The 23995-nt window shown below is 72.5% G+C and carries 19 protein-coding genes; 7 read left to right on the plus strand and 12 right to left on the minus strand.

Annotated elements, in window-relative coordinates; translation table 11 throughout:
* Positions 1-119 precede the first annotated feature (119 nt).
* Entirely contained in the window at positions 120-1127 is a 1008-nt protein-coding gene (locus tag DT019_RS02090; protein WP_388974346.1) for a cytochrome c oxidase assembly protein, read from the plus strand.
* Between the two features lie 4 nt (positions 1128-1131).
* Here DT019_RS02090 and DT019_RS02095 read toward each other — a convergent pair whose 3' ends face one another.
* Positions 1132-1530: a hypothetical protein gene (locus tag DT019_RS02095; protein ID WP_223279268.1), complete on the minus strand. Its 399-nt coding sequence runs from the start codon at positions 1528-1530 to the stop codon at positions 1132-1134.
* A gap of 83 nt (positions 1531-1613) precedes the next feature.
* The gene (locus tag DT019_RS02100; RefSeq protein WP_114034813.1) at positions 1614-2384 is read right to left on the minus strand and encodes a DUF2127 domain-containing protein; all 771 of its coding nucleotides are present in this window, start codon (positions 2382-2384) and stop codon (positions 1614-1616) included.
* Between the two features lie 143 nt (positions 2385-2527).
* Between DT019_RS02100 and DT019_RS02105 the strand changes: the two genes are divergently transcribed.
* Together DT019_RS02105 and DT019_RS02110 are read left to right on the plus strand one after the other, a co-directional pair.
* Entirely contained in the window at positions 2528-3157 is a 630-nt protein-coding gene (locus DT019_RS02105) for a DUF1275 family protein (protein ID WP_114034814.1), read from the plus strand.
* A 239-nt stretch (positions 3158-3396) separates the two neighbouring features.
* Positions 3397-4830, plus strand: a complete 1434-nt coding sequence (locus DT019_RS02110; RefSeq protein ID WP_114034815.1) for a PP2C family protein-serine/threonine phosphatase — start codon at positions 3397-3399, stop codon at positions 4828-4830.
* Between the two features lie 67 nt (positions 4831-4897).
* Here the strand turns inward: DT019_RS02110 and DT019_RS02115 are convergent, their stop codons facing one another.
* Positions 4898-6391, minus strand: coding sequence for a hypothetical protein (locus DT019_RS02115; protein ID WP_114034816.1), 1494 nt, complete (start codon positions 6389-6391; stop codon positions 4898-4900).
* Positions 6392-6623: 232 nt separating this feature from the next.
* Between DT019_RS02115 and DT019_RS02120 the strand changes: the two genes are divergently transcribed.
* Entirely contained in the window at positions 6624-7754 is a 1131-nt protein-coding gene (locus tag DT019_RS02120) for an aminoglycoside phosphotransferase family protein (RefSeq protein WP_114034817.1), read from the plus strand.
* A gap of 72 nt (positions 7755-7826) precedes the next feature.
* On the opposite strand, the gene DT019_RS02125 is transcribed toward DT019_RS02120, so the two are convergent.
* The 3 genes from DT019_RS02125 to DT019_RS02135 form a co-directional block, all read right to left on the minus strand.
* Positions 7827-9155 carry an N-acetylmuramoyl-L-alanine amidase gene (locus DT019_RS02125; protein WP_114034818.1) on the minus strand — a complete coding sequence of 443 codons (1329 nt, stop codon included), beginning with the start codon at positions 9153-9155 and terminating at the stop codon, positions 7827-7829.
* A gap of 291 nt (positions 9156-9446) precedes the next feature.
* Positions 9447-9947, minus strand: a complete 501-nt coding sequence (locus DT019_RS02130) for a hypothetical protein (protein WP_114034819.1) — start codon at positions 9945-9947, stop codon at positions 9447-9449.
* A gap of 211 nt (positions 9948-10158) precedes the next feature.
* Positions 10159-13038 (minus strand): ATP-binding protein, encoded by a 2880-nt coding sequence (locus DT019_RS02135; protein WP_114034820.1) that lies wholly within the window; start codon positions 13036-13038, stop codon positions 10159-10161.
* Between the two features lie 301 nt (positions 13039-13339).
* On the opposite strand from DT019_RS02135, the gene DT019_RS02140 reads away from it, so the two are divergent.
* Positions 13340-14401 (plus strand): isoafricanol synthase, encoded by a 1062-nt coding sequence (locus DT019_RS02140; protein ID WP_114034821.1) that lies wholly within the window; start codon positions 13340-13342, stop codon positions 14399-14401.
* Positions 14402-14571: 170 nt separating this feature from the next.
* Here the strand turns inward: DT019_RS02140 and DT019_RS02145 are convergent, their stop codons facing one another.
* The 5 genes from DT019_RS02145 to DT019_RS02165 form a co-directional block, all read right to left on the minus strand.
* Positions 14572-14838: a DUF397 domain-containing protein gene (locus DT019_RS02145; RefSeq protein ID WP_411292681.1), complete on the minus strand. Its 267-nt coding sequence runs from the start codon at positions 14836-14838 to the stop codon at positions 14572-14574.
* A 107-nt stretch (positions 14839-14945) separates the two neighbouring features.
* Positions 14946-16112, minus strand: coding sequence for a thiolase domain-containing protein (locus tag DT019_RS02150; protein WP_114034822.1), 1167 nt, complete (start codon positions 16110-16112; stop codon positions 14946-14948).
* Complete coding sequence (locus DT019_RS02155; RefSeq protein WP_114034823.1) at positions 16109-17170, minus strand: thiolase domain-containing protein; 1062 nt, start codon at positions 17168-17170, stop codon at positions 16109-16111. The genes DT019_RS02150 and DT019_RS02155 overlap by 4 nt, the downstream gene beginning before the upstream one ends.
* The gene (locus tag DT019_RS02160; RefSeq protein WP_114034824.1) at positions 17170-18129 is read right to left on the minus strand and encodes a Zn-ribbon domain-containing OB-fold protein; all 960 of its coding nucleotides are present in this window, start codon (positions 18127-18129) and stop codon (positions 17170-17172) included. Before DT019_RS02160 ends, DT019_RS02155 begins: the two co-directional genes overlap by 1 nt.
* Positions 18130-18315: 186 nt before the next feature.
* A complete protein-coding gene (locus DT019_RS02165; protein ID WP_114034825.1) occupies positions 18316-19116 on the minus strand; it encodes a crotonase/enoyl-CoA hydratase family protein in 801 nt (266 codons plus the stop codon).
* Positions 19117-19282: 166 nt separating this feature from the next.
* Here DT019_RS02165 and DT019_RS02170 point away from each other — a divergent pair, with 166 nt between their 5' ends.
* A complete protein-coding gene (locus tag DT019_RS02170) occupies positions 19283-20905 on the plus strand; it encodes an acyl-CoA synthetase (RefSeq protein WP_114035282.1) in 1623 nt (540 codons plus the stop codon).
* 18 nt (positions 20906-20923) lie between these two features.
* Here DT019_RS02170 and DT019_RS02175 read toward each other — a convergent pair whose 3' ends face one another.
* Positions 20924-22438: an alpha/beta fold hydrolase gene (locus tag DT019_RS02175; protein WP_114034826.1), complete on the minus strand. Its 1515-nt coding sequence runs from the start codon at positions 22436-22438 to the stop codon at positions 20924-20926.
* A gap of 220 nt (positions 22439-22658) precedes the next feature.
* On the opposite strand from DT019_RS02175, the gene paaK reads away from it, so the two are divergent.
* The gene (gene paaK, locus DT019_RS02180; protein WP_114034827.1) at positions 22659-23948 is read left to right on the plus strand and encodes a phenylacetate--CoA ligase PaaK; all 1290 of its coding nucleotides are present in this window, start codon (positions 22659-22661) and stop codon (positions 23946-23948) included.
* Positions 23949-23995 lie beyond the last annotated feature (47 nt).

A 23995-nucleotide genomic window follows, 5' to 3' on the forward strand; every position in this document is an offset into this window, starting at 1 on the left:
GGCCGATTCCCAGCGTTCGGCTCAACCGCCCGGGGGCCCGGTGCGGGCCTCCGGGCGCGGCGGGGCTAGCGTGTGGGCGGCCCGTCGTACGTCACGGGCCGGTGAGGAGATCGACCCGGATGTCCGGAATGACGCTGAGCGAGGCCGCGGCGGCGAACCTGCCTGAGCTGACCACGGGGCGGCTGCTGTCGGTGTGGGAGCCGGACGCGGCCGCGCTGCTCCTGATCGTCGCCCTGGGCGGCCTGTACGGCTGGGGCGTCCTGCGGCTGCGCCGCCGCGGTGAGTCCTGGCCGCTGCCGCGCATCGCCGCCTTCGCCGTCCTCGGGCTCGGCAGCCTGGCCGTCGCCACGATGTCGGCGCTCGCCGTGTACGACACCGCGCTGTTCTGGCCGGCCGCCGTGCAGAACGTCCTGCTCGACCTCATCGCCCCGCTCGGCCTCGCGCTCGGCGACCCCCTGCGCCTCGGGGTGCTCGCGCTGCCGGAGCGCGGAGCCCGGCGGCTCAAGGGCGCGATGAGCGGGCGTCTGGTCCGCTTCCTCACCTTCCCGCTGGTCAGCACCGGCCTGGTGCTCGCAACGGAGCTGTGCATCTACTTCACGCCGTACTTCGAGTCGGCCCTGCGCCATGGCGCGCTGCACGAGCTGATGTACCTCCAGCTGCTGCTCGCCGGAAGCCTGTTCGTGCTGCCGGTGCTCACCCGCGAGGAGGCCCTGCCCGCCTGGTGCACCCACCCCGTGCGGGCCGCGCTCGTCTTCCTGGACGGGCTGATCGACGCGGTGCCCGGCATCGTCGTGATGACCCACGGCACCCTGATCGCCGGCGCCTGGTACCTCCACCACGCGCCCGCGTGGGCGCCCGACGCCCACCGCGACCAGCAGCTCGGCGGCGGCGCGATGATCACCATCGCCGAGCTGGTGTCGCTGCCGTTCCTGCTCGCGATCCTGGTGCAGTGGTCGCGGGCCGACCGGGCCCAGCGGGTGGTGCTCGACCGCCGGCTGGACGCCGAACTGGCTCCGGCCGCCCCCGTCGAGGGGCGGCCGGATGACACCGGACTCGTACGGCCCTGGTGGGAGACCGACGGCGGAACGGTCGGCCAGCGGATGCGTCAGCGGCGTCCCGGCGGCTGAGTGGTCAGTGCCGGTCGCGGCGCCGGCGCAGCCGGCTCACGATGAACCAGATCACGAAGACGACGAACGCGATGAAGAGGAGCACCAGGACCAGCAGGAAGATCCCGAGCTTCTTGAAGAAGCCGCCCTTTTTCTTCTTGGCCTTCTTCGAGGCGAGGACGGTGGACTTGTCGGCGACGGTGTGACGCCCCGTCTGCGCGGCCGCCCGCACCGGCGCCGCCGCATCCCGCGCGGTCGCGGTCTGTTGGGCCGCGGCGACCGCGACCGTGGCGCGCGGTGCGGCCTCGGCGGTCACCGGCCCCGCCACCAGCGTGGCGCCGAGCAGCAGGGCGAGGAGTACGGCCGCGCGGCGCAGCGGGCCGGGGCCGGTCTTCGACGCGGCCGTGGAGTGCGATTCGTTCATGGTTGTCATCCCCCAGGGAAATTCGGTGCGGCGGGCCCGCCGCACGCCGTGTGTATCTGTACCCGCAGGGCGGGCCGTATGCCTCAGTGGTGCGTCGCGATGCCCGCCGTCGTCTCCACCTCGATGAGCGAGGCGCTGTGGCGCTCCGCCTCGAAGGCAGCACGCCCGCCCCGCAGCCCGAACAGGCGCTTGGCGAGCAGGATGTAGAGGACCGCGAGGATGTTGATGGTCAGCGTGACGATCTTCAGCCAGCTGATCTTCTCGGTGAGTTCGTAGATCTCCAGCGGCAGGAACATCGCCGTGGCGACGACGGTGAGGTACTCGGCCCACCGCTTGGCCCGCCACAGCCCGACGCCTTCGACGATCTCGATCAGCGCGTACACGAGCAGCGCCACCGCGACGATCACCAGGGTGGAGTGCTTGTAGTCGAAGGTCTTCTGGATGGAGCCCACGACCGGCGAGTGGTCGAGGTCGTAGTGGAAGTGCCGGAAGACCGGCCGGAACACGTCGAGGTACTCGTCGAAGAACCGGCGCACCGCGTCCTTGGAGTTGCTGAACTTCCACACCGCGAGCGCCACCAGGACGATGAACACGCCGCGCACGGCCCGCTCGACGGCCAGGAAGCGCAGGATGAACAGGTCGCGCAGCACCTTCCCGCGCGGGACCAGCGGCGCCTGTTCGGCCGGCCCGGAACCGTGCGGCGCGCCCAGGGCGAAGTCGCCGCAGCGCAGACAGCGCCAGGCCTCGCCGAGACCGGTGTCGGCCCGCAACCGGTCACGCAGCACGGCCTCCTGCGGCGCGTACGTCACATGGCCGCGGCGCGCACAGGTGCGCCGGTCCCAGTCGATCTTCATGCTCTTCCTCCCGTGAGGCCCGCGACACGCGCGGGCCGGTGTGCTCCACAGGGACCGTAGTGGACCCTTGTCGTGGACGTGCCACGGGGTCGGGTCCGGGTGCCCTGACGCGTCCGCCCTTCTAAGGAGACGAGAATGCGCTGATGAGTTCCGCGATCACGACAACTTCCGCCGCCCGGTCCGAGGAAAAGTTCCTCCTGGTGCTGTCCGCGGCCTCCGGCGCCACGGACGCGTTCGCCTTCCTCTGTCTCGGGAAAGTCTTCGCGGGCGTGATGACCGGCAACCTCGTCCTGGTCGGCGCATCGGTGGGCGCCGGGGACCGCGACGTGGTGCCCCGCGCCCTGACCGCGCTCCTCGGGTACGCGCTCGGCGCGGCCGGGGCGGCCGTCACCGGCTCCCGTCTCGCCCCCCGGCCGCTGCTCGCGGCCGAGACCCTGCTGCTCGCCCTCGTGGCGGGCGGCTGGGCGCTGGGACCCGGCCGTTCGCTGGGGCCGCAACTGGCGCTGCTGCTCGCGGCCGCACTCGCGATGGGGGTGCAGGCGCGCGCGTGGGGCGCGCCGACCACCTACTTCACCGGCACGTTCACAGGGCTCGCGGGGCGGCTCGCGAAGCGCGAGCCGGAGCGGCGGGACCACTGGGTGGCGGGGCGCCTCGTGGCCGTCGTGGCCGGGGCCGCCGCCACGTCACTGGTCGCCTGGCGGTGGTCCCCCGGCGCGGGCGCGGTCGGGGCGGTGCTGTGCGCTGCGGCGTTCGCGTTCCGGCCGCGCCGGTAGGGCTCGGGCGGCGCTGCCCGTAGGACTCTGCCCAGGAGCCGCCCGCGTGGTCCGTGCGGCATATGCCGCACGGCGACACCCCCGGACGACCGGCGGAAACGCTCGCCTTTGACATATGCCAGAAGCACCACCGTATCGAGTGTTGCCAAATCCCTTACGGGGCATCGCTCCCTGTGCAACAGTCGTTACCGGTCCACTTCGCCAGACCAGGCTCTACCGCGGTCGCATCGGAGAACGTCATGCCGTCCCATCTGTTCGCGGACCGTCCCGCTCCACAACCGCCCGAGCGGGGCACGGTCGACGCACTGATCACGCAGACCCGCCGGCTGCGCGGGGGCGTGGACGCGGTGCGCCGCGACGCGCTCGTGGACGACGACGACGCCCAGGGCCGCTGGCAGCGCGCCCTGTGCGACCTGGCGGTGCACCAACTCGACGACCTGGGCTCGCACTTGGACCAGCTGCGCGAGGGCCTGAGTCCGCAGGAGCAGGACGCCGCGGCGCTCGCCGTCGACGGCGCGTTCGGTGACGAGCCGGACGCCGGCTCGCTGCTCAGCCGGGTCGGCAGCGCCGAATGGAATCTGCTCACCGACGCGGTGAGCTGGTCCGAGGAGCTCTTCCAGATCTTCGGCCGCTCCCCCGAGAGCGGCGGCATGTCGCTCGACGAACTGCCCACCATGGTGTTCGCCGACGACCAGGCCCTGCTCACCACGATGGTGACGGGCTGCCTGGTGGACGGCCGCCCGATCGACGGGGAGTTCCGGATCGTACGGACCGACGGCCGGATCCGCACGCTCCACATGATGGGCGAGCCCGTACTCGACGCCGACGGCTGCACCGCTTCGATGTGGGCCGTCCTGCGCGATGTGAGCGAGCTGCGGCGCAGTCAGCGCGCTGTGCGGGAGAGCCGCGACAGCCTGCGGCACCAGCGCCACATCGCGCGGACCGAGCACCGGCTCGCGGTCGAGCTGCAGGAAGCCGTGCTGCCACCGTGGCGCGGCTCCCTGCGACTCCCGCACGGCGGCCCCGGCGCGCTCGACATCGCGGCGCACTATCTGCCGTCCTCCTCCAGCGCCCTCATCGGCGGTGACTGGTACGACGCGCTGGAACTGCCCGACGGGTCCTCTTTACTGACCGTCGGCGACCTGACGGGGCACGGGGTGACGGCGACCGGCGCGATGGCGATGCTGCTCGGCGCGCTGCGCGGCATGGCCGTCGCGGGGATCGGGCCGGGGCCCTTGATGGGCCACCTCAACCAGCTTCTGGAGACGACCGTGCAGCCCGCCCTGGGCAGCGCGGTCTGTTGTCGTTACGAGCCCGCCGGGCGCAGGCTCACCTGGTCCCAGGCGGGCCACCCCGCCCCGCTGCTGTTCCGCGACGGGACGGGACAAGCGCTCGGCCGGCCGGACGGGGTGCTGCTCGGCGCCACCCACGGAGCCTCCTACGGGCAGGCCGAGGTCATGCTCCGCGAGGGCGACCTGCTCGTGCTGGGCACCGACGGGCTGACCCGGCAGGGTGCGTCGGACGAGGCGGACCAGCGCCGCCTGCTCGGACTCGCCCCCCTCTTCGACGGCGGCCGCACAGCCCAGGACTGCGTGCGGATGATCGTCGAGGAGTTCGGCGAGCACGAGCGCGAGGACGACGCCTGTGTGCTGGTGGCCCGCATCGGGTCCTGACGCACCGGCGGGGATGAGTGGCCCGAGGGGGCCCGGGGGTTGTACGCGTCCGGCGTACAACCCCCTTCTAGATGTCCGCGATCCGGCTCCGCTTCGACGGCGCCTGCGGCAGCGCCAGCTGGATCTCCTCCCGCAGATCCTGGATCTTGGCGTAGCCCGCGTACTGACCCGTGAGCCGGTACATCTCGCGCAGCCGGTCCCAGGTGCGGTGCGAGGAGGTCTCCCCCATCGACACCAGCGCCAGGCGGGCATAGCGGTCCGCCTGTTCCGGGTCGTCGGCGATGAAGCAGGCCGACGCGAGCGAGATGTAGTCGAAGATCTTCGAGCGCTGACGGCCGCCCACCCGCAACTCCAGCGCCTGTTTGGCGTGGTGCTGCGCGATGGTGGCCGCGGAGGGATCGTGCTCGGCCAGCGTGCGGAAGGCCAGCGCCTCCATGCCGTGCAGGTCCGCCTCGTCGAACATCTGCATCCAACTCGGCGGCGGCACATCGCCCTTGTCGGAGACGAACAGGTCCTCCGCCTCGCCCAGGGTCCGGCGCATCGCCTGACCGCGCCCCATGGACGCCTGCGCCCACGCCTCGATGGTGTGCAGCATCGCGCGGGTGCGCGGCAGGGTCTCCTCGCCCGAACCGGACTTGGCGAGCTTCATGAGGTCGAGGGCCTCGCCGGGACGGCCCAGATGGACCATCTGGCGGGCGGCCCGGGACAGGGCCTCACCGGCGCGCGGGCGGTCGCCGCCCTCGCGGGCCGCGTGGGCGGCGATGACGAAGTACTTCTGGGCGGTCGGCTCCAGGCCGATGTCGTGCGACATCCAGCCCGCGAGGACGGCCAGGTTGGCGGCGACGCCCCACAGGCGCCGCTGGAGATGGTCGGGGTGGCGGTAGGCGAGCATGCCGCCCACCTCGTTGAGCTGGCCCACCACCGCTTTGCGCTGGAGCCCGCCTCCGCGGGAGGCGTCCCAGGCGCGGAACACTTCGACCGAGCGCTCCAGGGCGTCGATCTCCTGTGACCCGATGGGCGCGGCCTCGTACCGGTCGAACCCGGCGGGGTCGGCGTGCAGGGGGTCGTTGATGCGGGGGGCGTCGGCCGAGAGTACGGGGTCGGTGTGCAGCCAGTCGTGCATGGCGCTGCTGAGTACGGAGCCGGTGGCGAGCGCGGCGCCCGCGCCCACCAGACCGCGTCGGTTGAGCATGAGGTCCATTCCCGTGAATTCGGTGAGGACCGCTGCCGTCCGTTCGGGCGCCCACGGAAGGCCGTCCGGATTCTTGGTGTTCCTGACGTCGTTCCGCTTTCCAGCGCGCCCGTGCCGGTCGAACCCGAGGTCCTCGATGGTCACGACACGGCCGAGCCGCTCGGTGAACAGCGCCGCCAGCACCCGGGGCACCGGATCGCGCGGGGTCTCCCCCATGTCGATCCAACGCCGCACCCGCGAGGTGTCGGTGGCCAGTTGAGGGTGGCCCATGGCCGCCGCCTGTCGGTTCACCAGTCGCGCGAGTTCGCCCTTGGACCAGCCGGCGAGGCCGAACAGGTCGTTCAGGCGGGTGTTGGGTTGTCCGCTCACGTCAAGCCCCCAGGTTCTCGGCTGAGTTGACAGTAATCCCCCTGTCAGATGCGGCGCGAGTATTCGCCATGGTTCGCCAGGGCACGCCAGATGGTGTGCCACCCGCGGCCGGGTGTCAGGTAAGAGAGCGCCACCCCGACCCGGGGGCCGGACCACATTCCCCAGGGTGCGGCTCGGCCACCGGGGCGGGTAGCGCACGCAACTTGTCGGCACACGAAGGGATCTGTCACCCATGTACACAGCATCGTCCTCCGTGTCCGCGCCGCCCCGTCCGCACCGTCCTCTGGGGGCGGGCGGCGGACCGTACCTCGACCCCACCCACGCCGGGTCGGCGTACGGCGCGGGCCGGATGCCGCGTCGGCCCGGGGCGGGCACGCAGCCGCTCAGCGGGAGAATCGACCTGTCCGGCCCCCAGGGCGCCCAGCTGCGCATCGCGATCGCCTCGGTGCAGCGCATCTGTCCGGAGTTCAACCCGGTGCAGGTGATGCGGCACAGCGGACGCTCGGTGCTGATCGTCGGGACGACAGGGCGCGCGACCGCCGTCGCCAAGTGTTTACTGGACCACTCACCCGCGTGGGCCGAGCGGTTCCGGCAGGAAATAGCTGCCTATCGCGCCTTCGTGCGGCACCGCCCACCGGTGCGGGTGCCGCGGCTGATCGCCGCCGATCCGGACAACTGCACGCTGGTGATCGAGCGGATGCCGGGCAGGGCGGCGGCCCTCCAGCGGCATCCGGTCGAGGCTCCGCCACGTGCCGACGTCAGGGCCGCCCTCGGCGCGATCGGGCGCATCAACGCCTGGCGGCCGCCCGCCGAGATGTTCGGCAGGCCCCTGGACTACGCACCGCGCATCACCCGGTACCACGAGCTCGGCCTGTTCACCGACCGGGATCTCAGCGACCTTCAGAAGCTGGTGCACGGTCTGGCCCTGTCGGGCCGGGTCGACTGGCAGTTCTCGCACGGCGACGCACTGCTCTCCAACATCCTGCTGTCACCGGCCGGTCCGGTGCTGGTCGACTGGGAGCACGCGGGTTGGTACCTGCCCGGCTACGACCTGGCGACGCTGTGGGCGGTCCTCGGTGAGGCGCCGATGGAGCGCCGGCGGATCAGTCAGGCCGCGCAGGCGGCGGGCCCCGCCGCGCGGGACGCATTCCTGGTGAACCTGATGCTCGTGCTGACCCGGGAGATCCGGACGTACGAGACGGCGGTGCAGCGCACCATGCGGGACACGGCGCCGGCGAGCCCGGCGCAGACCCCGCCGGGTGTGCTGTCCGCCGGGGAGCAGCAGCGGCTGCTCCTGCGCAGGCTGCACGACGACTGCGCCCTGGCGCGGCGGGCGGTGCGGGCGGCGGTCGGCACGCGCTGACCGCCGGGCAGAGGGGGAAGCGTGCTGCGCGTCCGGTGCCGACACACCGGGCGCGCAGCGCGCTGTCGTGCGTCAGCGCACGCGGACGACGTCGACGTCGGAGGCCTTGACGAAGGCGATCCGGTGGCCGATCTGCACCGTCACGAAGCGGGTGCTGCCGGGGAAGAACGTGTGGTCGTAGGGGTACGAGGAGTCGATGGTGGGCGCGTAGTAGTAGCCCGCGGGTGTGGGTTCGCCGCCGGGGTAGGACTGTCCGGCCTTGATGGTGTAGGCGAGCGGGACGCTCACGCGCGGCGAGGTGAAGCCCGCCGGGTAGTCGCCCGCCACCGGGTAGGCGGTTCCGTAGACCGGCACGTCGGTCAGGCCCTGCTTGGGGCGTACGACGTAGCCGGCGGTCGGGGTGGTGGTGCGGGTGTGCTCGGGGCTCTGGAACCAGGCCTTCTGTCCGTACCACCAGATCGCGGTCCAGCCGGGCCTCCGGTCGGCGACCACGGCCTGCTGGGTGGCGCTGATCTTGCTGCCCCAGTCGCCCGCGCAGTTGGTGCCGGGCCGGCCGGGAGGGTGGAGTCCGGGGTCGGCGAACAGCGGGGCACCGGTGGAGGGTTCCGTGTACAGCGGGACCGCGCTGGAGGGCTGCACGGGCAGGTCGATGTTCTTCTCGCAGTCGCGGATGGCCTGGAGGTTCTTCTTGAACACCGGGTTGACGGTGACCAGTTGGCCGCCGGGCCGCCCGGTGGGCTCGGTGGGTCTGCCGAGCAGGCTCATGAAGTGGTTCCAGTCCCAGTACGGGCCCGGGTCCCAGTGCATGGCGGCGGTGCCGCCCTGGCTGGTGGGCGGCACGTTGTCGTGGCCGAGGATGTGCCGACGGTCGAGCGGGATGTCGTACTTGGCCGCGAGGTAGCGCACCAGGGCGGCCGTCGAGCGGTACATCTCGGGGGTGTACCAGGTGGCGCCCTCGGTGGCGTAGCCCTCCTGCTCGATGCCGATGGACTCCGTGTTCATGTACCAGTTCCCGGCCTGCCAGGCGACGTCCTTGGTCTTCACCATCTGGGTGACGTGTCCGTCGCCGGAGCGCACGACGTAGTGGGCCGAGGCGGCGCGCTTCGGGTCCTGGAAGATCTTCAGGGTGGTGGCGAAGGTTTCCTCGGTGTCGTGCAGCACGATGTACTTGATCTTGTTGGTGTGGGGCCGGTCGGAGAGGTCGTAGTTGCCGTACGCCTCCTTGTTGGCCGGGTCGCCGGTCTGCTGGTAGGCGGCCGGTACCCAGTCGCACTTCAGGACGCGGGGGCATTCGGCTCCGCCCTGGGCCGCGCTCGCCGGGGAGGCGGGGGCCAGGGCGAGGCCCAGGGCGCCGACCGTCGCCGCCGCGAGCGCGAGTCCGATCCTCTGTGTGGACGTCATGGACAACCCTTCCTGCCGGGAGGTGCGCGGGCGCTCTCGCCGAGCGGCGCGTGGATGCGCGCGGTCCGCGCGGGACACTGTGTGACCCGCGATGACGGCTCGTCAAGTACCTCTCGGCCACCCCGACTTGTACCAGTGGCCCAGACCTCTGGCAGGGCGCCTGACCTGCCGCTGGCGCGCGGCGGTCAACATCCGTACCGGTGGGCCGGGTTCAGGGCCCGGGGACGTGCGACAGCCCGGCACCTCGGACGGGAGGTGCCAGGCTGTCGGGCGCTACGCCGGGCGGGTCGCTCAGCTCTGCTGGAAGAGCTCCGCGGGCAGCGGCTTCAGGAGGGCGTACAGGTCGTCGGTGATCGGCCGGTCCCAGCTGGCGATCGTGACGAGGACGTTGTCGCTGCGGTCGAACTGCACGCAGGAGATGCGGCTTTCGGAGAGCTTGAGGCGCCGCACGATGAGGAGGTTGTCGCCCTGCATCACCGGCATGTCCTCGGAGCCCACCACCTCGATGGGCTCGTCGTTCTCCAGCGCCACGAGCAGCTGGGCGACCTCGAAGGGGACCTGCCCCTCGGCCATCTCACGGGCCGGGGAGCCCTCCGGCAGGTTGCCGATGATCATCGCGGGGCCGCGGCCGCCGAACAGGTCATAGCGCAGGAAGACACCCTGGCAGCTGCCGTCGGGGGCGGGCAGCAGACCGGCGCCCAGGTTGCCGGGCCAGTCACCCGGGTCCATGGCCAGGACATCGAAGTCCGGGCCCGCGGGAGTGGCGGCGCTGCGGCGGCGGAGGAAGGACATGCGGTCAATGGTACGTGCCCCGAGCGGTCCGGCGGAGCCGGGCCCGGAGGCCTGGGCGGGTCGGATTCCGCGTCCGGCCGGGCCGTCAGGGGCGGGCGGCCCCGGCCGTGGCACGAGGTGGCATCGGAGGCCCTCCGGCCGCCCCCCACAGGGCGCGGCCCCGGCTCCCCTGCCAGCGGGTGGCTCGGGGGCCGGGGCCGTCCCGGGGTGGTCAGCTGCCGGGCACTCCTCGGGTGCCGGAGCCCCGGGTCTGGAGGGGCAGCAGCCCGGCCAGGCCGCCGCGGTCCGTGCCGAGCTTGCGGAAGGCGCCGGACAGAAGGAGCTCCACCGTGCGCTCCTTCGTGCCGAGCTCCTCCGCGATCCGCCGGTTCTCCCAGCCCTGCGCCGCCCGCTCGGCCACCGCCTTCTCCTGCGAGGTGAGCGAGTCCGAGTCGACGGCCCGCAGCTGGAGCGGGCGCAGACCGGAGGCGGCGAGTTCCTCGCGGGCCCGGCCCGCCAGCGCGTCCGCGCCACAGAGCGCGGCGCTCTCCAGACCCCGCATCAACAGGTCCGCGGCGTCCTGCGGCAGCCCGGCGCGGCTGAGCATGGCTCCGTGGTCGACCAGGGCCTGGGCCAGCTCGTAGGCGGCCGGGGACTTCTCGAGCTGGCGGACCGCCTCGGCCATCAGGGCCAGGCTGTCGGCGCCGGAGGTCACCTTGGCCGCCGCGTGCAGGGCGCGGCCGATGGCGCCCGGGGTGCCGAAGCGGCGGGCGATCTCGACGGCTTCCTGCGCGACCTCGGCGGGATTGGTGTGGGCGATCGTCTGCGCGAGCAGCGGCCGCCAGGGGCACCACATGGGGTTGCGCATGCCGCGCGGTTCGAGCCTGCGGCCGACGGCCCGCAGCCGTTCCTCGGCGTCGGTGCGCAGCCCGCGGGCGAGGAGCAGCTCGCTGTAGACGGTCTCGGAGTCGGGATAGACCACGGCGTTGGGCACGACCTGGCCGTAGTTGTAGGTGTCGGAGAGCTCCTGGGCCTCCTGGACGCGGCCGCGGGCGAGCAGGATCTCGATGAGGATGCCGAGCGCGAACCACTGGGCCGGGACCTGCTGGCCGACCCGGTCGGCGATCCGCAGCCCGCTGTGCACCAGGTCCTCGGCCTCGGCGAGCCGGCCGCGGTGGAACTTGATGTAGCCGAGCAGCGTCAGGCCGAAGGACAGGTGGGCGCCGCGCCAGCCCTTGCGTTCGCAGTCGGCGATGCCCTGGTTGAACAGGTCGTCGGCGCGGCCCGGCTGGTCGCAGTACATGAAGGTGAGCGCGACCAGGACCGGGACCTCGAAGCCCCAGTTGTCGTCGGTCCAGGGCAGCCCGCCCTCCAGGGCCTCCTCGGCGTAGCGCAGGGCGGTCTCGGCGGGTTCGCCGCGCACCATCGCGTCCCAGGCGCGCAGGCCCAGGATGTAGCGCTCGGCCTTGCCGCGTCCGGTGAGGTGTTCGGCGAGCCGGGCCAGACTGCGCGAGCGGGTCGGCGAGTCCTCCTCGTCGGCGCGGAAGGCGTTCCACTGGAAGGTCTCGGCCTGCATGCGCAGCCGGGTGCGGGCGCTGGTGGAGTGTTTGGCCTCGGCGGCCACGAGGGCGGCGGCCTCGCCCATGCGGTCGGTGTGGGCCAGTGCCTGGGCGAGCCGGTAGGTGACGGCTTCGCGCAGTTCCGGGGCGAGTTCGGGCTCTTCGAGGGCCGCCTTGAGGTGGTTGACGGTGGTGGCGGGCTCGTTCAGGAGCGCCGAGCAGCCCAGCTCGAAGAGGACCTCGGCCCGGTCCTCCAGGGCGGGAGGTTCGCGCAGGGCGCGGGCCAGACAGCGCCGGGCCGCGTCCGGGGCGCCCGCGCGCAAGTAGTCTCGGGCGGCGGCGCGCAGCTGGCGCACCGCCCACCGGTCGTTCTCGGGGTGCATCTCCAGGATGTGCCGGGCCGCGGAGGTCGCGCCGAGACCGGCCTCGGTGACGGCGAAGGCCGCCTGCCCGTGCATCGCGACGCGCATGGCCGCCGGGATGGCCCGGTAGACCGCGGTGCCCACGAGCGGGTGGAAGAAGTCGAGCCGTCCGGGACCGTCCTGTGCGGGCGCGAGGATGCGTGCCTCGCGCAGCCGGTCCACCGCGTCGGCCATCTCCTCCGCGCCCAGTCCGGCGACCCCGGCCGCCATCTCGCGGTCGGCGTCGGTGCCGAGGACGGCGACGGCCCAGGTGAGGCGCACCGCCGAGGGGCCGAGCCGCTCAAGCCGCTCGATGAGCCCGCTGCCGCGTACGGCGGAGGCCAGTTCGCGCAGCTCGGTGGCGTTGACGTACTGCGGTTTCATGCCGCGGTCGCGGATCCTCGCGATGAGCTCCACGGCCTCGTACGGGTTGCCCGCGGTCAGTGCCCAGCACTCGCGCGCGAACAGTTCGTCGCCTCCCTCGCCGAGCGCGTCGCGCACCAGGTCGCTGACGGCGGCCGGGGTGAACGGGGAGAGGTCGAGCGGGCGCGAGCCGTGCCGCATGGCGAGCCGGCGGAACTCGGCGGCGTGCCGGGGCAGTTCCTCGGGCCGGTAGGCCACGACGATCAGGAGCGGCAGGTCGGAGGCGCGCAGCGCGAACGAGCTCAGCCAGGACAGCGTTTCCTCGTCCGCCCAGTGGGCGTCGTCCACCACGAGCACGACCGGCGCGTACTGGACGGCGAAGCGGGTGACGAGCCAGTCGAGGCCGTCCCGGACGCCCTGCGGGTCGGGCGCGACCCCGCTCTTTCCCGCGACCAGTCCGACCGCGGGCGCGACGATGTCGTACCAACTCCCCAGTATGTTGCGGTGCTCGGCCTCCGTGGCCGCGGCCAGCACCGGCTGCACGAGCTGCCGTACGACGTGGAAGGCCACGCCTTCCTCCTGCTCGCTGCCGCGGGCGGCGAGCAGGGTGCAGCCGCGGGCCGCGGCTTTGCGGCGCACTTCGGCCACCAGTGTGGTCTTGCCCAGGCCTGCCGATCCGGCGATGGCGAGCAGCCCGCCGTTGGGCGCGCTCCCCTCGCCCGCGCGGCCACACAGGTCGTTCAACATGCTGTCGAACAGCAGCAGTTCTTCGTCGCGCTCAAAGAGCATCCGGCGCGGCGCTCCGCCCCGGCCCCTCGTCTCCGCCACAGCGGTCCCCTTCTGGCAGTAGCACCGAGCCTACGCCCCCGGACACGTACCGTGACATGAATAACCGACTTCCGTCTCCTGCTTGACCCTTTAAGTTGGCTGAATCCGTGGACGGTTGGGATCGGAATGTCAACGAAGGGCGCCAAGCACTCCCCCGCACGCCCCCTGTGCGCTGTCGGGCTCCGGCAGCGTACGACTTCTCCCCGGCCACGGCCCCGTTGATGATTAAAGGAAGTACGGAACATCGAGGAGGCGGTGCCGCATGGTCAGCACTGGCAGAGGCAGGTCGGCCAGGGCGCGGACCGGTCTCGTCGACATACCCTTCCCCGCCCGCCGCCACCCCCGGCACGAGCTGGCCCGGCGGCACACGCTGGACTGGCTGTACGAGTTCGGCATGCTGGCCGGGGAGCAGGCGACGGCCGAGTACGACGCGATGGGCCTGGAACGCCTGATGGCGTACTTCTATCCGGACGCCTCGGACGCGCATCTGGCGCTGGCGACCGATCTGAACGCCTGGTTCTTCGTCTTCGACGACCAGTTCGACGGCCCGCTGGGCAAGCGGCCGGACGTCGTGCTGCGCCAGATCGACACGGTGCTGCGCACCATGGGGGACGAGCCTCCGGTGCCGGGGGAGGCGTCGAACCGGCTGGCCGAAAGCTTCCGTGATCTGTGGCAGCGGGTGACCGCGGGCACCCCGCTCCTGTGGCAGGACCGCTTCCGCGCGCACTGGCGGGAGTACCTGACCGCGTATCACTGGGAGGCGCTGAACCGGACGCGCAACGGCACCCTGTCGCTCCCCGGCTTCCTGCGCGGCCGGCGGGACTCCATCGGCGTGCAGCCCTGCCTGGACCTGGTGGAGCGCTGCGGCGGCTACACGCTGCCGAGAGAGCTGCACGAGGGGGAGCCGCTGGCGGAGATGCGGGAGATCACGGCCGATGTGGTGATCTTCGTCAACGACATGGTGTCCGCGGACAAGGAGTTGGCCGCGGGCGACGTCAACAACAGCGTCATCATCCTGCTGCGGCAGGAGATGTGCACCGTGGACCAGGCGGTGCGGCGGGTGGCCGCGCTGGCCAACGCCCGGCTGGCCCGCTTCCAGGAGCTGACCGCCGAGCTCGACGCCCGGCTCGACAAGACGGCGCTGCCCGAGCAGGCGCGGGCCCAGGTGGACGACTACGTCGAGGGCATGCGCGCCCTGATGAGCGGCAACCTCGCCTGGTCCCTGGAGACCGCCCGGTACGGCGAGGCGGGCATCGCCGCCGTCAGCGAGGGCCGCCAGCGGCCCTGGGCCCAGCTGTTCCCCGAACAGGCCGCCGAGGGATGAGAGGAGGCGGGTGGCTCAACTCGTGCGGGACGCGAGGCCGTTGAGGACATCGACGGCCGCTACGACGTGTCCGTGAGAGGCGGTCGGCCCGCGCTCCTCGCCCGCAAGGGCGCGGGGCCGGGACGTCGTGCTGCCCCGTGGCGCAGGCGCGACCGGCCTCCGCGCGGGGCTCAGGTGAGGTCGAACTCGCCGTCCCGCGCGTTGATCACGAACGCGCGCCACTCCGCGGGGCTGAAGATCAGCGACGGGCTGCCGGGGCTGCCGCTGTTGCGCATGGCGATGAAGCCTTCGACGAAGGCGATCTGGACGTCGCCCGCCCCCTGACTGCTCGAGCGCCACTCGGCCTCGCTGAGGTCGAGCTCCGGCTTGTCCCAGCCGGAACGGGTGTGCCCCGCAAGGGTCTGCAAGGTGTGCTGGGTGGTGGTGGTGTCGGCCACGTCCGTGCTCCTCCCCGGTTCTGTCGTCCGGGGCCAGACTAGCCATCGCGTGCTGTGACGGACAGGCCACGGAAGGAGTACCGGGGCCGGTCCGCCGCGTACCGGCCTCAGCGGGTGGGTGGTTCGGCGCCGACGAGCCACATCGAGAAGAACTGCGAGCCGCCGCCGTAGGCGTGGCCGAGCGCCTTGCGGGCGCCTTCCACCTGGTGTTCACCGGCCAGGCCGCGCACCTGGAGGGCCGCCTCCGCGAAGCGGATCATGCCGGAGGCGCCGATGGGGTTGGTGGACAGGACGCCGCCCGACGGGTTCACGGGAAGGTCGCCGTCGAGTTCGGTGACGCCGGCCTCGGTGAGCTTCCAGCCCTCGCCCTCGGCGGCGAAGCCCAGGTTCTCCAGCCACATCGGCTCGTACCAGGAGAACGGCACGTACATCTCGACGGCGTCGATCTCGCGGCGGGGGTCGGCGACGCCGGCCTGCCGGTACACGTCGGCCGCGCAGTCCTTGCCCGCCTGGGGCGAGACGAAGTCCTTGCCCGCGAACAGGGTCGGCTCGCTGCGCATGGCGCCGCCGTGCACCCAGGCCGCCGGGCGGGGTGAACGGGCCGCGCCCGCGCGGTCGGTGAGGATCATCGCGCAGGCCCCGTCGGAGGACGGGCAGGTCTCGGAGTAGCGGATCGGATCCCACAGCATCGGCGAGGCCTGGACCTTCTCCAGGGTGATGTCGTGCTCGTGGAGGTGGGCGTACGGGTTCTTCAGGGCGTTGCGCCGGTCCTTGTACGCGACGAGGGAGCCCACCGTGTCGGGGGCTCCGGTGCGCCGCATGTAGGCCCGTACGTGCGGGGCGAAGAAGCCGCCCGCCCCGGCGAGCAGCGGCTGGGTGAACGGCACCGGAAGGGACAGGCCCCACATGGCGTTGGACTCGGACTGCTTCTCGAAGGCGAGGGTCAGCACGGTGCGGTGCACCCGGGCGGCCACCAGGTTGGAGGCCACGAGCGCGGTCGATCCGCCGACGGAGCCCGCCGTGTGCACCCGGAGCATGGGTTTGCCGACGGCGCCGAGCGCGTCGGCGAGGTAGAGCTCCGGCATCATCACGCCCTCGAAGAAGTCGGGCGCCTTGCCGATGACGACGGCGTCGATGTCGGCCCAGGTCAACTCGGCGTCGTCCAGGGCGCGTCGGGCTGCCTCGCGGACGAGTCCCGCGATCGAGACGTCGTGCCGGGCGGCCACGTGCTTGGTCTGGCCGACGCCGACCACGGCCACGGGTTCCTTGCTCATGACTCCCCCTCCAGGACGGCGACCAGGTTCTGCTGCAGGCACGGGCCGGACGTGGCGTGCGCGAGGGCCCGGTCGGACTCGCCCCGGTGGATGCGGGCGGCGGCCTCGCCGAGCCGGATCAGCCCGGCGGCCATCATGGGGTTGGCGGCCGGCGCGCCGCCGGACGGGTTGACGGTGACGTCGTCGCCGAGCCGGAGCGCCTTGCGCAGTACGATCTCCTGCGAGGTGAAGGGGGCGTGCAACTCGGCCGTGTCGACGGGCCGTTCGAAGGCGCCGGCCCGTTCGGCGGCGAGGCGGGCGGACGGCGAGTCGGTGAGGTCGCGCACGCCGAGGCTGTGCGCCTCGATGCGGTGGTCCATGCCGCGGATCCACGCGGGTCGCGCACACAGTTCGCGTGCCCGCTCGCCCGCGGCCAGGATCACGGCGGCCGCGCCGTCGCCGACGGGCGGGCAGTCCCCGGTGCGCAGCGGGCGCACCACATAGTCGCCCTGGGGACGCGAACCCCGCACCTGGGCATGGGGGTTGGCGGCGGCGGAGGCGCGGTTGCGGCCCGCGATCGAGGCGAGCTCGGCCTCGTCCCCGTCCCCGGCGTCGATGACGGCCTGCGCCTGGAGGGCGGCGAGCGCCACCGAGTCGGGCCACAGCGGCGCCACGTAGTAGGGGTCGAGCTGCCGGGTCAGCACGTCGCGCACCTCGCCGGGCGAGGACTTGCCGTACCCGTAGACGAGCGCGGTGTCCGCCTCGCCGGTGAGGATCTTCACCCAGGCCTCGTAGAGCGCCCAGGCGCCGTCCATCTCCACATGGGACTCGGAGATCGGCGGCCAGGCACCGACCCCGTCGAGCGCCATGGTGAACGAGAAGGCGCGGCCCGCCAGGTAGTCGCTGGAGCCGGAGCAGGTGAAGCCGATGTCGCTGGTCCTGAGGCCGGTCGCGTCGAGCACCTGGTGCAGCACCGGCATGAGCAGCTCGACCTCGGACAGCTCGTCGGTGCGGCGCCGGTGGTCGCTCTGCGCGAAGGCGACGATCGCCACGTCCCGGGCGGGTCCGGTGGGCGCCATCAGATCAGCTCCTTGTACGTCTCGTAGTCGGCGTCGGGTTCCCCGGTGGGCCGGTAGTGGTCGGGGTAGCGGCCGCCCTCGCTCCACACCGGTTCGACCCGCAGTCCCATCCGGACCTGGTCGTAGGGGATGCCGCCGATCCGGCCGTGCAGGGCGAGGCCCGCGCCGTCCAGGGCGATGTGCGCGTAGACGTAGGGCACCTCGATGTCGAGGTTGCGCGCCTTGATGTTGACGATGCAGAACGTGGTGACGGTCCCGGCCGGTCCGACCTCGACGCGCTCCTCGGTGGCGACCCCGCAGGTGGGGCAGGCGCCACGCGGCGGGACGTACACCTTCCGGCAGGCGGGGCAGCGCTCACCCACCGTCCGGCGGGCGGACAGCGCGTTGATGTACACGGACTGGGCACGGCCGGGGCTGTAGGTGTAGTCGAGCCGGGCGGGCGCGACGATGCCGGTGACGGCGTCCTCGAACGTGCCGTCGTGCGCGGTGGGTCGATGGTCGGGTGCTCCGTCGTACGGTTCGAAGCAGGCGATGTCGGTGATCGCTCCGGTACGCTCCCCGGCCCAGCGGATCCGGACCCGCATCCCGGTGCGCACGGCGTCGGGTCCGGGCGCGTCCAGGGCGTGCAGGAGCGCGGAGTCGGCCCCGTCCAGCTTGACGAGCACCCAGGCGAAGGGCCGGTCGAGGGGCTGGTCGCGGCGCGGGGCCGGGTTCCAGGCCCAGGTGGTGACGGTGCCGGTGGGCGCGACCTCGACGAGGTCGCGGATTTCCTCGGCGCTGACGGGGTCGTACTCGACGGGCGGCACGAGCACCCGTCCGTCCCCGCCCCGCACCCCGAGCACGACCCGCTCCCGCAGCCCGCTGAGAAAGGCGCTCTGGACGGGCCCGAGGGACCGGGTGAAGGGAAACTCGACGACGAGGGGCGCCCGCAGCACCTCGGGGGCGGCAGAGCCTGTCATGGGCGAACTCCTTGGGTTCCTGGCAATTCCGGGCCACCTGCGGCCCGTGTGGTGTGGTGAGGACGAGCGGACACCTCCCGCAGCCCGTCCGGCGCGCGAGGACGGGCGCCCTCACGGCGCGAGCGGGGTCCGGGGCAGAGCCCCGGGCCGACTCCCCGGAGGGTCTCGGGAAGGGGCGGGGCGGGCTCAGGCCCGCCGGTAGACGGCGGCCCGCTTCTCGGCGAACGCCCGCGCGCCCTCCTTCGCGTCGGCCGTCGCGAAGATCGGCCACCCCCGCTCCAGCTCCGCCCTGAGCCCGTCGTCCTCGCTCAGGGAGGCCGTGTCGTACACGGACGCCTTGACCGCCTCCACGGCCAGCGGCCCGCACGCGTTGATCTGCTCGGCGATCTCCAGCGCCGTGTCCAGTGCCGTTCCGTCCGGCACCACGCGTCCGATCAGCCCGATCCGTGCCGCCTCCTGCGCCCCGTAGGGCCGCCCCGTGAGCAGCATCTCCAGCGCGTGCGTCCGCGGGATCTGCCGCTGGAGGCGGACGGTCGAGCCCCCGATGGGGAACAGGCCGCGCTTGACCTCGAAGAGCCCGAAGGTGGCTCCCTCCCCCGCGACGCGGATGTCCGTGCCCTGGAGGATCTCGGTGCCGCCCGCGACGCAGTACCCCTCGACCGCGGCGATCACGGGTTTGCGGGGGCGGTGGTTCCGCAGCATCGCCTTCCAGTGCAGCTCCGGGTCGGCCTTGAGCCGGTCCCGGTACTGGTCCCCCTCCATCCCGCGCCCCGCCAGCGCCTTCAGGTCCATGCCCGCGCAGAAGTCGCCGCCCGCCCCGGTGATCACGACCGACCGGATCGAGTCGTCCGCGTCGGCCTCCAGCCAGCCGTCGTAGAGGCCCACCAGCAGCGGCAGCGAGAGCGCGTTCTTCGCCTCCGGCCGGTTCAGGGTGAGCACCAGTGTGGCGTCCTCGCGCTGCACGGTGAGGTGTTCCGTACCGCCCATTGCCGTCCTCCCGTCTCAAGACCTAGAACAGGTTGCAGTAGCGGCGGTGCCAGTTCAATAGTTTTCTGACAGGCAGTCAGATTTCTTCTGCGGCGCCTCTTCCCAGTTGTGCACGGCTTTGCTCTGATGACCCCCGAGTCCGTCGGGGCCGGTGTCAGGAGGAATGGTGGAGTACAACCTTGCCGACCTGTTCGAGTCCGTCGTCGACGTGGTGCCGGACCGCGAGGCGCTCGTGTACGTCGACCATCCCGGAACCGGCGCCGAACGCAGGCTGACCTACCGGCAGCTGGACGAGGCCGCGAACCGGCTCGCGCACCATCTCATCGACGCGGGCCTGGAGCCCGGCGAGCACCTGGGACTGCACCTCTACAACGGCGTCGAGTACCTCCAGACGGTGCTGGCCGCCCTCAAGGCCCGCCTCGTCCCCGTCAACGTCAACTACCGCTACGTCGAGGAGGAGTTGGTCTACCTCTACCGGGACGCCGATCTCGCCGCGCTGGTCTTCGACGCCGAGTTCACGCAGCGGGTGGCGGGCGCCCTGCCGCAGACCGAGAAGCTGCGCCACCTGGTCCGGGTCGGCCCGGTCCAGGACGGCACCCCGGCGCTCGCCGCCACGGCGTTCGCCGAGGCCGAGGCGGCGGGCTCCCCCGAGCGGGGCTTCGCGCCGCGCTCGGCCGACGACCTCTTCATCATCTACACCGGCGGCACCACCGGCATGCCCAAGGGCGTGATGTGGCGTCAGGAGGACCTGTTCTTCGCGGGGTTGTTCGGCGGCGACCCCGCGGGCGAGCCGGTGCAGCGGCCCGAGGAACTGGCCGAGCGGGTCGCCAAGGGCGGCGCGGGCCTGACCTTCTTCCCCGCGCCCCCGCTGATGCACGGCACCTCGACGCTGACCTCGTTCGTCGCCTTCGACTACGGCCAGCGGGTGGTCATCCACCGCAAGTACGTGCCCGAGGAGGTGCTCCGCACGATCGAGAGGGAGAAGGTCACCAGCGTCTCCCTGGTGGGCGACGCTATGCTCAGGCCGCTCGTCGACGCACTGCGCGGCCCGCTCAAGGGCACCGACCTGTCCTCCCTGTTCACCGTCTCCTCGTCGGGCGCGATCATGTCGGAGACGGTGCGGGCCCAGTTCCAGGCCCTCGCCCCGAACGTGCTGATCCTGAACAACTTCGGCTCGTCCGAGTCCGGCTCCAACGGGAAGGCGACGGACGACTCGGGTCCGGAGAAGGGCTTCCGCCTGGAGGTCAACGAGCGTACGCGGGTGGTGGATCCCGTGACGCACGAGCCGGTCGCGGTGGGCGAGGCGGGGCGCCTGGCCCAGCGCGGGCACGTACCGCTCGGCTACTACAACGACCCGGCGAAGACTGCGGAGACCTTCTTCCAGAAGGGCCCGGAGCGGTGGGTGCTGCTCGGCGACATGGCGACCGTCGACGAGGACGGCATCGTCACGGTCCTGGGGCGCGGCTCGCAGTGCATCAACACGGGCGGCGAGAAGGTCTACCCGGAGGAGGTCGAGCAGGCCCTCAAGTCGCATCCCGACGTGTACGACGCGCTGGTGGCCGGGGTGCCCGACGCCACGTGGGGCAGCCATGTGGCGGCGGTGGTGCAGATACGCGACGGTGCGGTCCGGCCCACCCTGGACGACATCCAGACGCACTGCCGCACCCGGCTCGCGGGCTACAAGGTGCCGCGCCAGCTGGTGATCGCCCCCAGCATCCAGCGCTCGCCCAGCGGCAAGGCCGACTACCGCTGGGCGCGGACGGTGGCGACGGAGGCCGACGCCCACTGAGGCGCCGCGCCCGCGGCCTCACCCGATACCGAACTCCCTCAGGGCGGCGAGGAATTGGGCGGGCCGGTCGGTGTGGACGAGGTGGCCGGCCTCGATGGTCACGAGGCGGGCGCCCGGTATGCGCGAGGCCATCCAGGCCAGCTTCTTCTGGTCGATGTGGCTCTCCGGCCCGCCCGCGACCACCAGGGTCGATGCCGCGATGGCGGCGAACCGGCCGCGCCAGGACGGGTCGGGCTCGTTCAGCTGCGCGTCGATCGCCGTCACCACGGACCAGTCGAATCCGAGCTCGCCGTCCGGGCGCTCCGCGGGGCCGCGCGGCGGGTCCAGCGGAAACAGCGGCGGCGCCTCCTCCAGGACGAGCCGGCCGATCAGTCCGGGCGCCTCCTGGGCGAGCAGTGCGGCGGCGGCCCCGCCCATCGAGTGACCGACCACGTCCGCCCCGCCGAGGCTCAGCTCGGTGATGAAGCCGTGCAGGTCGTCGCGGAACGCCTCGAAGGAGTACGCGCCCGGCCAGTCGCTCAGACCGTGGCCGCGCAGGTCGACGGCGTACACCCGGCGGGTGGCCGCGAGCTCCTCGGCGATCTCGGCCCAGTCCCGGCTGTCACCGCCCCGGCCGTGCACGAGGACGACGGGCGGCGCGGACTCGGCCCCCCGGACCCGGTAGGCGAGCCGCACGCCTCCGACGGTGATCGTACGGACGCCCGGGTCGAGGAAGGCGGCGGCGGTGCGGACGAAGGCGCCCGGGTCGTCGAGCCAGGGGAAGTGCCCGGCGCCGGGCTGGACTTCGAGTCGGCAGTCGGCGAAGCAGGCCGCGGCCCGCGCCGCGAGATCGGGGCACGGGCCGCCGTCGAGCTCACCGGCCAGCAGCAGTACGGGGGCCTCCAGCCGGGCAAGGGCCGCGCGGGTGGCGGTCGGCTCGAACGCGCCGTCGCCGCCGTACATCGTCGCCGCCTCCTCGTTGTACTGCCGCTCGCCCTCGGCGGCATGGGCCTGGGCCGCCGCGTCCCACCGGCCGTAGAAGAGCGCGTCGTAGTCCGCCCGCGGCTCCTGTCCCGCCAGCACCGCCGCGTAGGCCGCGTACGCCTCCTCGAACCAGGGCTCGTCCTTGCGCAGCCGCGCCGCGGCGAGCCGCTCTTCACCGGTCGGCGGCATGCCGACGGCCCACGGGGAGGGAGTGATCAGCACGAGGCTGCCGATGCGTTCGGGATGGGCGGCCGCGTACAGCATCGCCAGGTTCCCGCCCGCCGAGTGGCCGAGCAGGTCGATCCGGTCGAGGCCGAGGTGCGCGCGGAGCGCCTCGACGTCGGCCACCTGGCGGTCGCAGCGGTAGGTCGCCGGGTCGTCGGGCACCGCCGAGTCACCCGTGCCGCGCAGATCGAGCAGGACCAGCCGGCGGTGGGCGGTGAGTCCGCCGAGGTCCCCCAGGTATTCCGAGGCGCGCATCGCCCCGCCCGGCAGGCAGATCAGCGGTGGGCCCTCCCCGCGCAGGTGATAGGCGAGCTCGGTTCCGTCGTACGTCGTGAACATCGGCATGCGGCCGATCCTCACAGCCGCCCGCCGGACGGGGCAATGCCTTTCACCCACAGCGCGATCATGAACGGTGGTGTGCGGCCGGCGAGGGGCGGGGCCGAGTTGTCCAGGGGCCTTGACGCGCGCCCGGGGCGGCTGGATTACTGAGGCGAGACAGATCGACCGAATGATCGGTCGTCCGATTTCGTCGCCCTTTCGGCGGAGCGAGGACGGGAGCGCACCCATGGCAGCTGAGCTGGACGCGGCCGAGCGGCTGAGCCGCCCGGAGCTCGAAGCCCTGCAGCTCGACCGGCTGCGCGCCGCGCTGCGCCACGCGTACGACCACGTCGGCTTCTACCGCGAGGCCTTCGACAAGGCCGGGGTCCATCCGCAGGACTGCCGCTCGCTCGCCGACCTGGCCCGCTTCCCGTTCACCGCCAAGTCCGACCTGCGCGACCACTACCCGTTCGGGATGTTCGCGGTCCCGGAGTCCGACATCCGCCGCATCCACGCCTCCAGCGGCACGACGGGCCGCCCGACCGTCGTGGGCTACACCCAGCGGGACCTGGACACCTGGGCGGACGTGGTGGCCCGGTCGATCCGGGCGGCGGGCGGCAGACCCGGCCACAAGGTCCATGTGGCGTACGGCTACGGCCTGTTCACCGGCGGCCTCGGCGCGCACTACGGGGCGGAGCGGCTCGGCTGTACGGTGATTCCCGCGTCCGGCGGTATGACGGCCCGTCAGGTCCAGCTCATCCAGGACTTCCGCCCCGAGATCATCATGGTGACCCCGTCCTACATGCTCACGCTGCTCGACGAGTTCGATCGACAGGGCGTCGATCCCCGGACGACCTCGCTCAAGGTGGGCATCTTCGGCGCCGAGCCGTGGACCGAGGAGATGCGCCGCGAGATCGAGGAGCGGTTCGCGATCGACGCAGTCGACATCTACGGGCTCTCCGAGGTGATGGGCCCGGGTGTCGCGCAGGAGTGCGTGGAGACCAAGGACGGGCTGCACATCTGGGAGGACCACTTCTACCCGGAGATCGTGGACCCGCTCACCGGTGAGGTGCTGCCCGACGGCGAGCGGGGCGAGCTGGTCTTCACCTCGCTCACCAAGGAGGCCATGCCGGTGGTCCGGTACCGGACGCGGGACCTGACGCGGCTGCTGCCCGGCACGGCCCGGGTCTTCCGGCGGATGGAGAAGGTGACCGGCCGCAGTGACGACCTGGTGATCCTGCGCGGAGTGAACCTGTTCCCCACCCAGATCGAGGAGATCGTGCTGCGCACGCCCGGCCTCGCCCCGCACTTCCAGCTGCGGCTGACCCGGCAGGGCCGGCTCGACGCGCTGACGGTGCGGGTGGAGGCCCGGGCGGACACGGCGCCCGAGCGGCGCGAGGAGGCGGCGCGCTCGATCGTCGCGGCGGTCAAGGACGGGATCGGTGTCTCCGTGGACGTGGAGGTCGTCGACCCGGAGACCATCGAGCGCTCGGTGGGCAAGTTCAAGCGGATCGTCGACCTCCGCCCGGGCCGCTGAGCACGCGCGCCCAGCGGCGGAGTCGGCACGGGGGGGTGAGCACGGCG

The sequence above is a fragment of the Streptomyces sp. SDr-06 genome, from assembly GCF_003324565.1.
Taxonomy (GTDB): domain Bacteria; phylum Actinomycetota; class Actinomycetes; order Streptomycetales; family Streptomycetaceae; genus Streptomyces.

What these genes read in the sequence shown, in the direction of transcription:
- DT019_RS02125 (WP_114034818.1), bottom strand. Translation starts at nt 9,155, where the DNA reads ATGACGTCCACACAGAGGATCGGACTCGCGCTCGCGGCGGCGACGGTC.
- DT019_RS02100 (WP_114034813.1), bottom strand. Translation starts at nt 2,384, where the DNA reads ATGAAGATCGACTGGGACCGGCGCACCTGTGCGCGCCGCGGCCATGTG.
- paaK (WP_114034827.1), top strand. Translation starts at nt 22,659, where the DNA reads ATGGCAGCTGAGCTGGACGCGGCCGAGCGGCTGAGCCGCCCGGAGCTC.
- DT019_RS02155 (WP_114034823.1), bottom strand. Translation starts at nt 17,170, where the DNA reads ATGGCGCCCACCGGACCCGCCCGGGACGTGGCGATCGTCGCCTTCGCG.
- DT019_RS02140 (WP_114034821.1), top strand. Translation starts at nt 13,340, where the DNA reads ATGGTCAGCACTGGCAGAGGCAGGTCGGCCAGGGCGCGGACCGGTCTC.
- DT019_RS02105 (WP_114034814.1), top strand. Translation starts at nt 2,528, where the DNA reads ATGAGTTCCGCGATCACGACAACTTCCGCCGCCCGGTCCGAGGAAAAG.
- DT019_RS02165 (WP_114034825.1), bottom strand. Translation starts at nt 19,116, where the DNA reads ATGGGCGGTACGGAACACCTCACCGTGCAGCGCGAGGACGCCACACTG.
- DT019_RS02130 (WP_114034819.1), bottom strand. Translation starts at nt 9,947, where the DNA reads ATGTCCTTCCTCCGCCGCCGCAGCGCCGCCACTCCCGCGGGCCCGGAC.
- DT019_RS02150 (WP_114034822.1), bottom strand. Translation starts at nt 16,112, where the DNA reads ATGAGCAAGGAACCCGTGGCCGTGGTCGGCGTCGGCCAGACCAAGCAC.
- DT019_RS02120 (WP_114034817.1), top strand. Translation starts at nt 6,624, where the DNA reads ATGTACACAGCATCGTCCTCCGTGTCCGCGCCGCCCCGTCCGCACCGT.
- DT019_RS02095 (WP_223279268.1), bottom strand. Translation starts at nt 1,530, where the DNA reads ATGAACGAATCGCACTCCACGGCCGCGTCGAAGACCGGCCCCGGCCCG.
- DT019_RS02090 (WP_388974346.1), top strand. Translation starts at nt 120, where the DNA reads ATGTCCGGAATGACGCTGAGCGAGGCCGCGGCGGCGAACCTGCCTGAG.
- DT019_RS02160 (WP_114034824.1), bottom strand. Translation starts at nt 18,129, where the DNA reads ATGACAGGCTCTGCCGCCCCCGAGGTGCTGCGGGCGCCCCTCGTCGTC.
- DT019_RS02135 (WP_114034820.1), bottom strand. Translation starts at nt 13,038, where the DNA reads ATGCTCTTTGAGCGCGACGAAGAACTGCTGCTGTTCGACAGCATGTTG.
- DT019_RS02175 (WP_114034826.1), bottom strand. Translation starts at nt 22,438, where the DNA reads ATGCCGATGTTCACGACGTACGACGGAACCGAGCTCGCCTATCACCTG.
- DT019_RS02110 (WP_114034815.1), top strand. Translation starts at nt 3,397, where the DNA reads ATGCCGTCCCATCTGTTCGCGGACCGTCCCGCTCCACAACCGCCCGAG.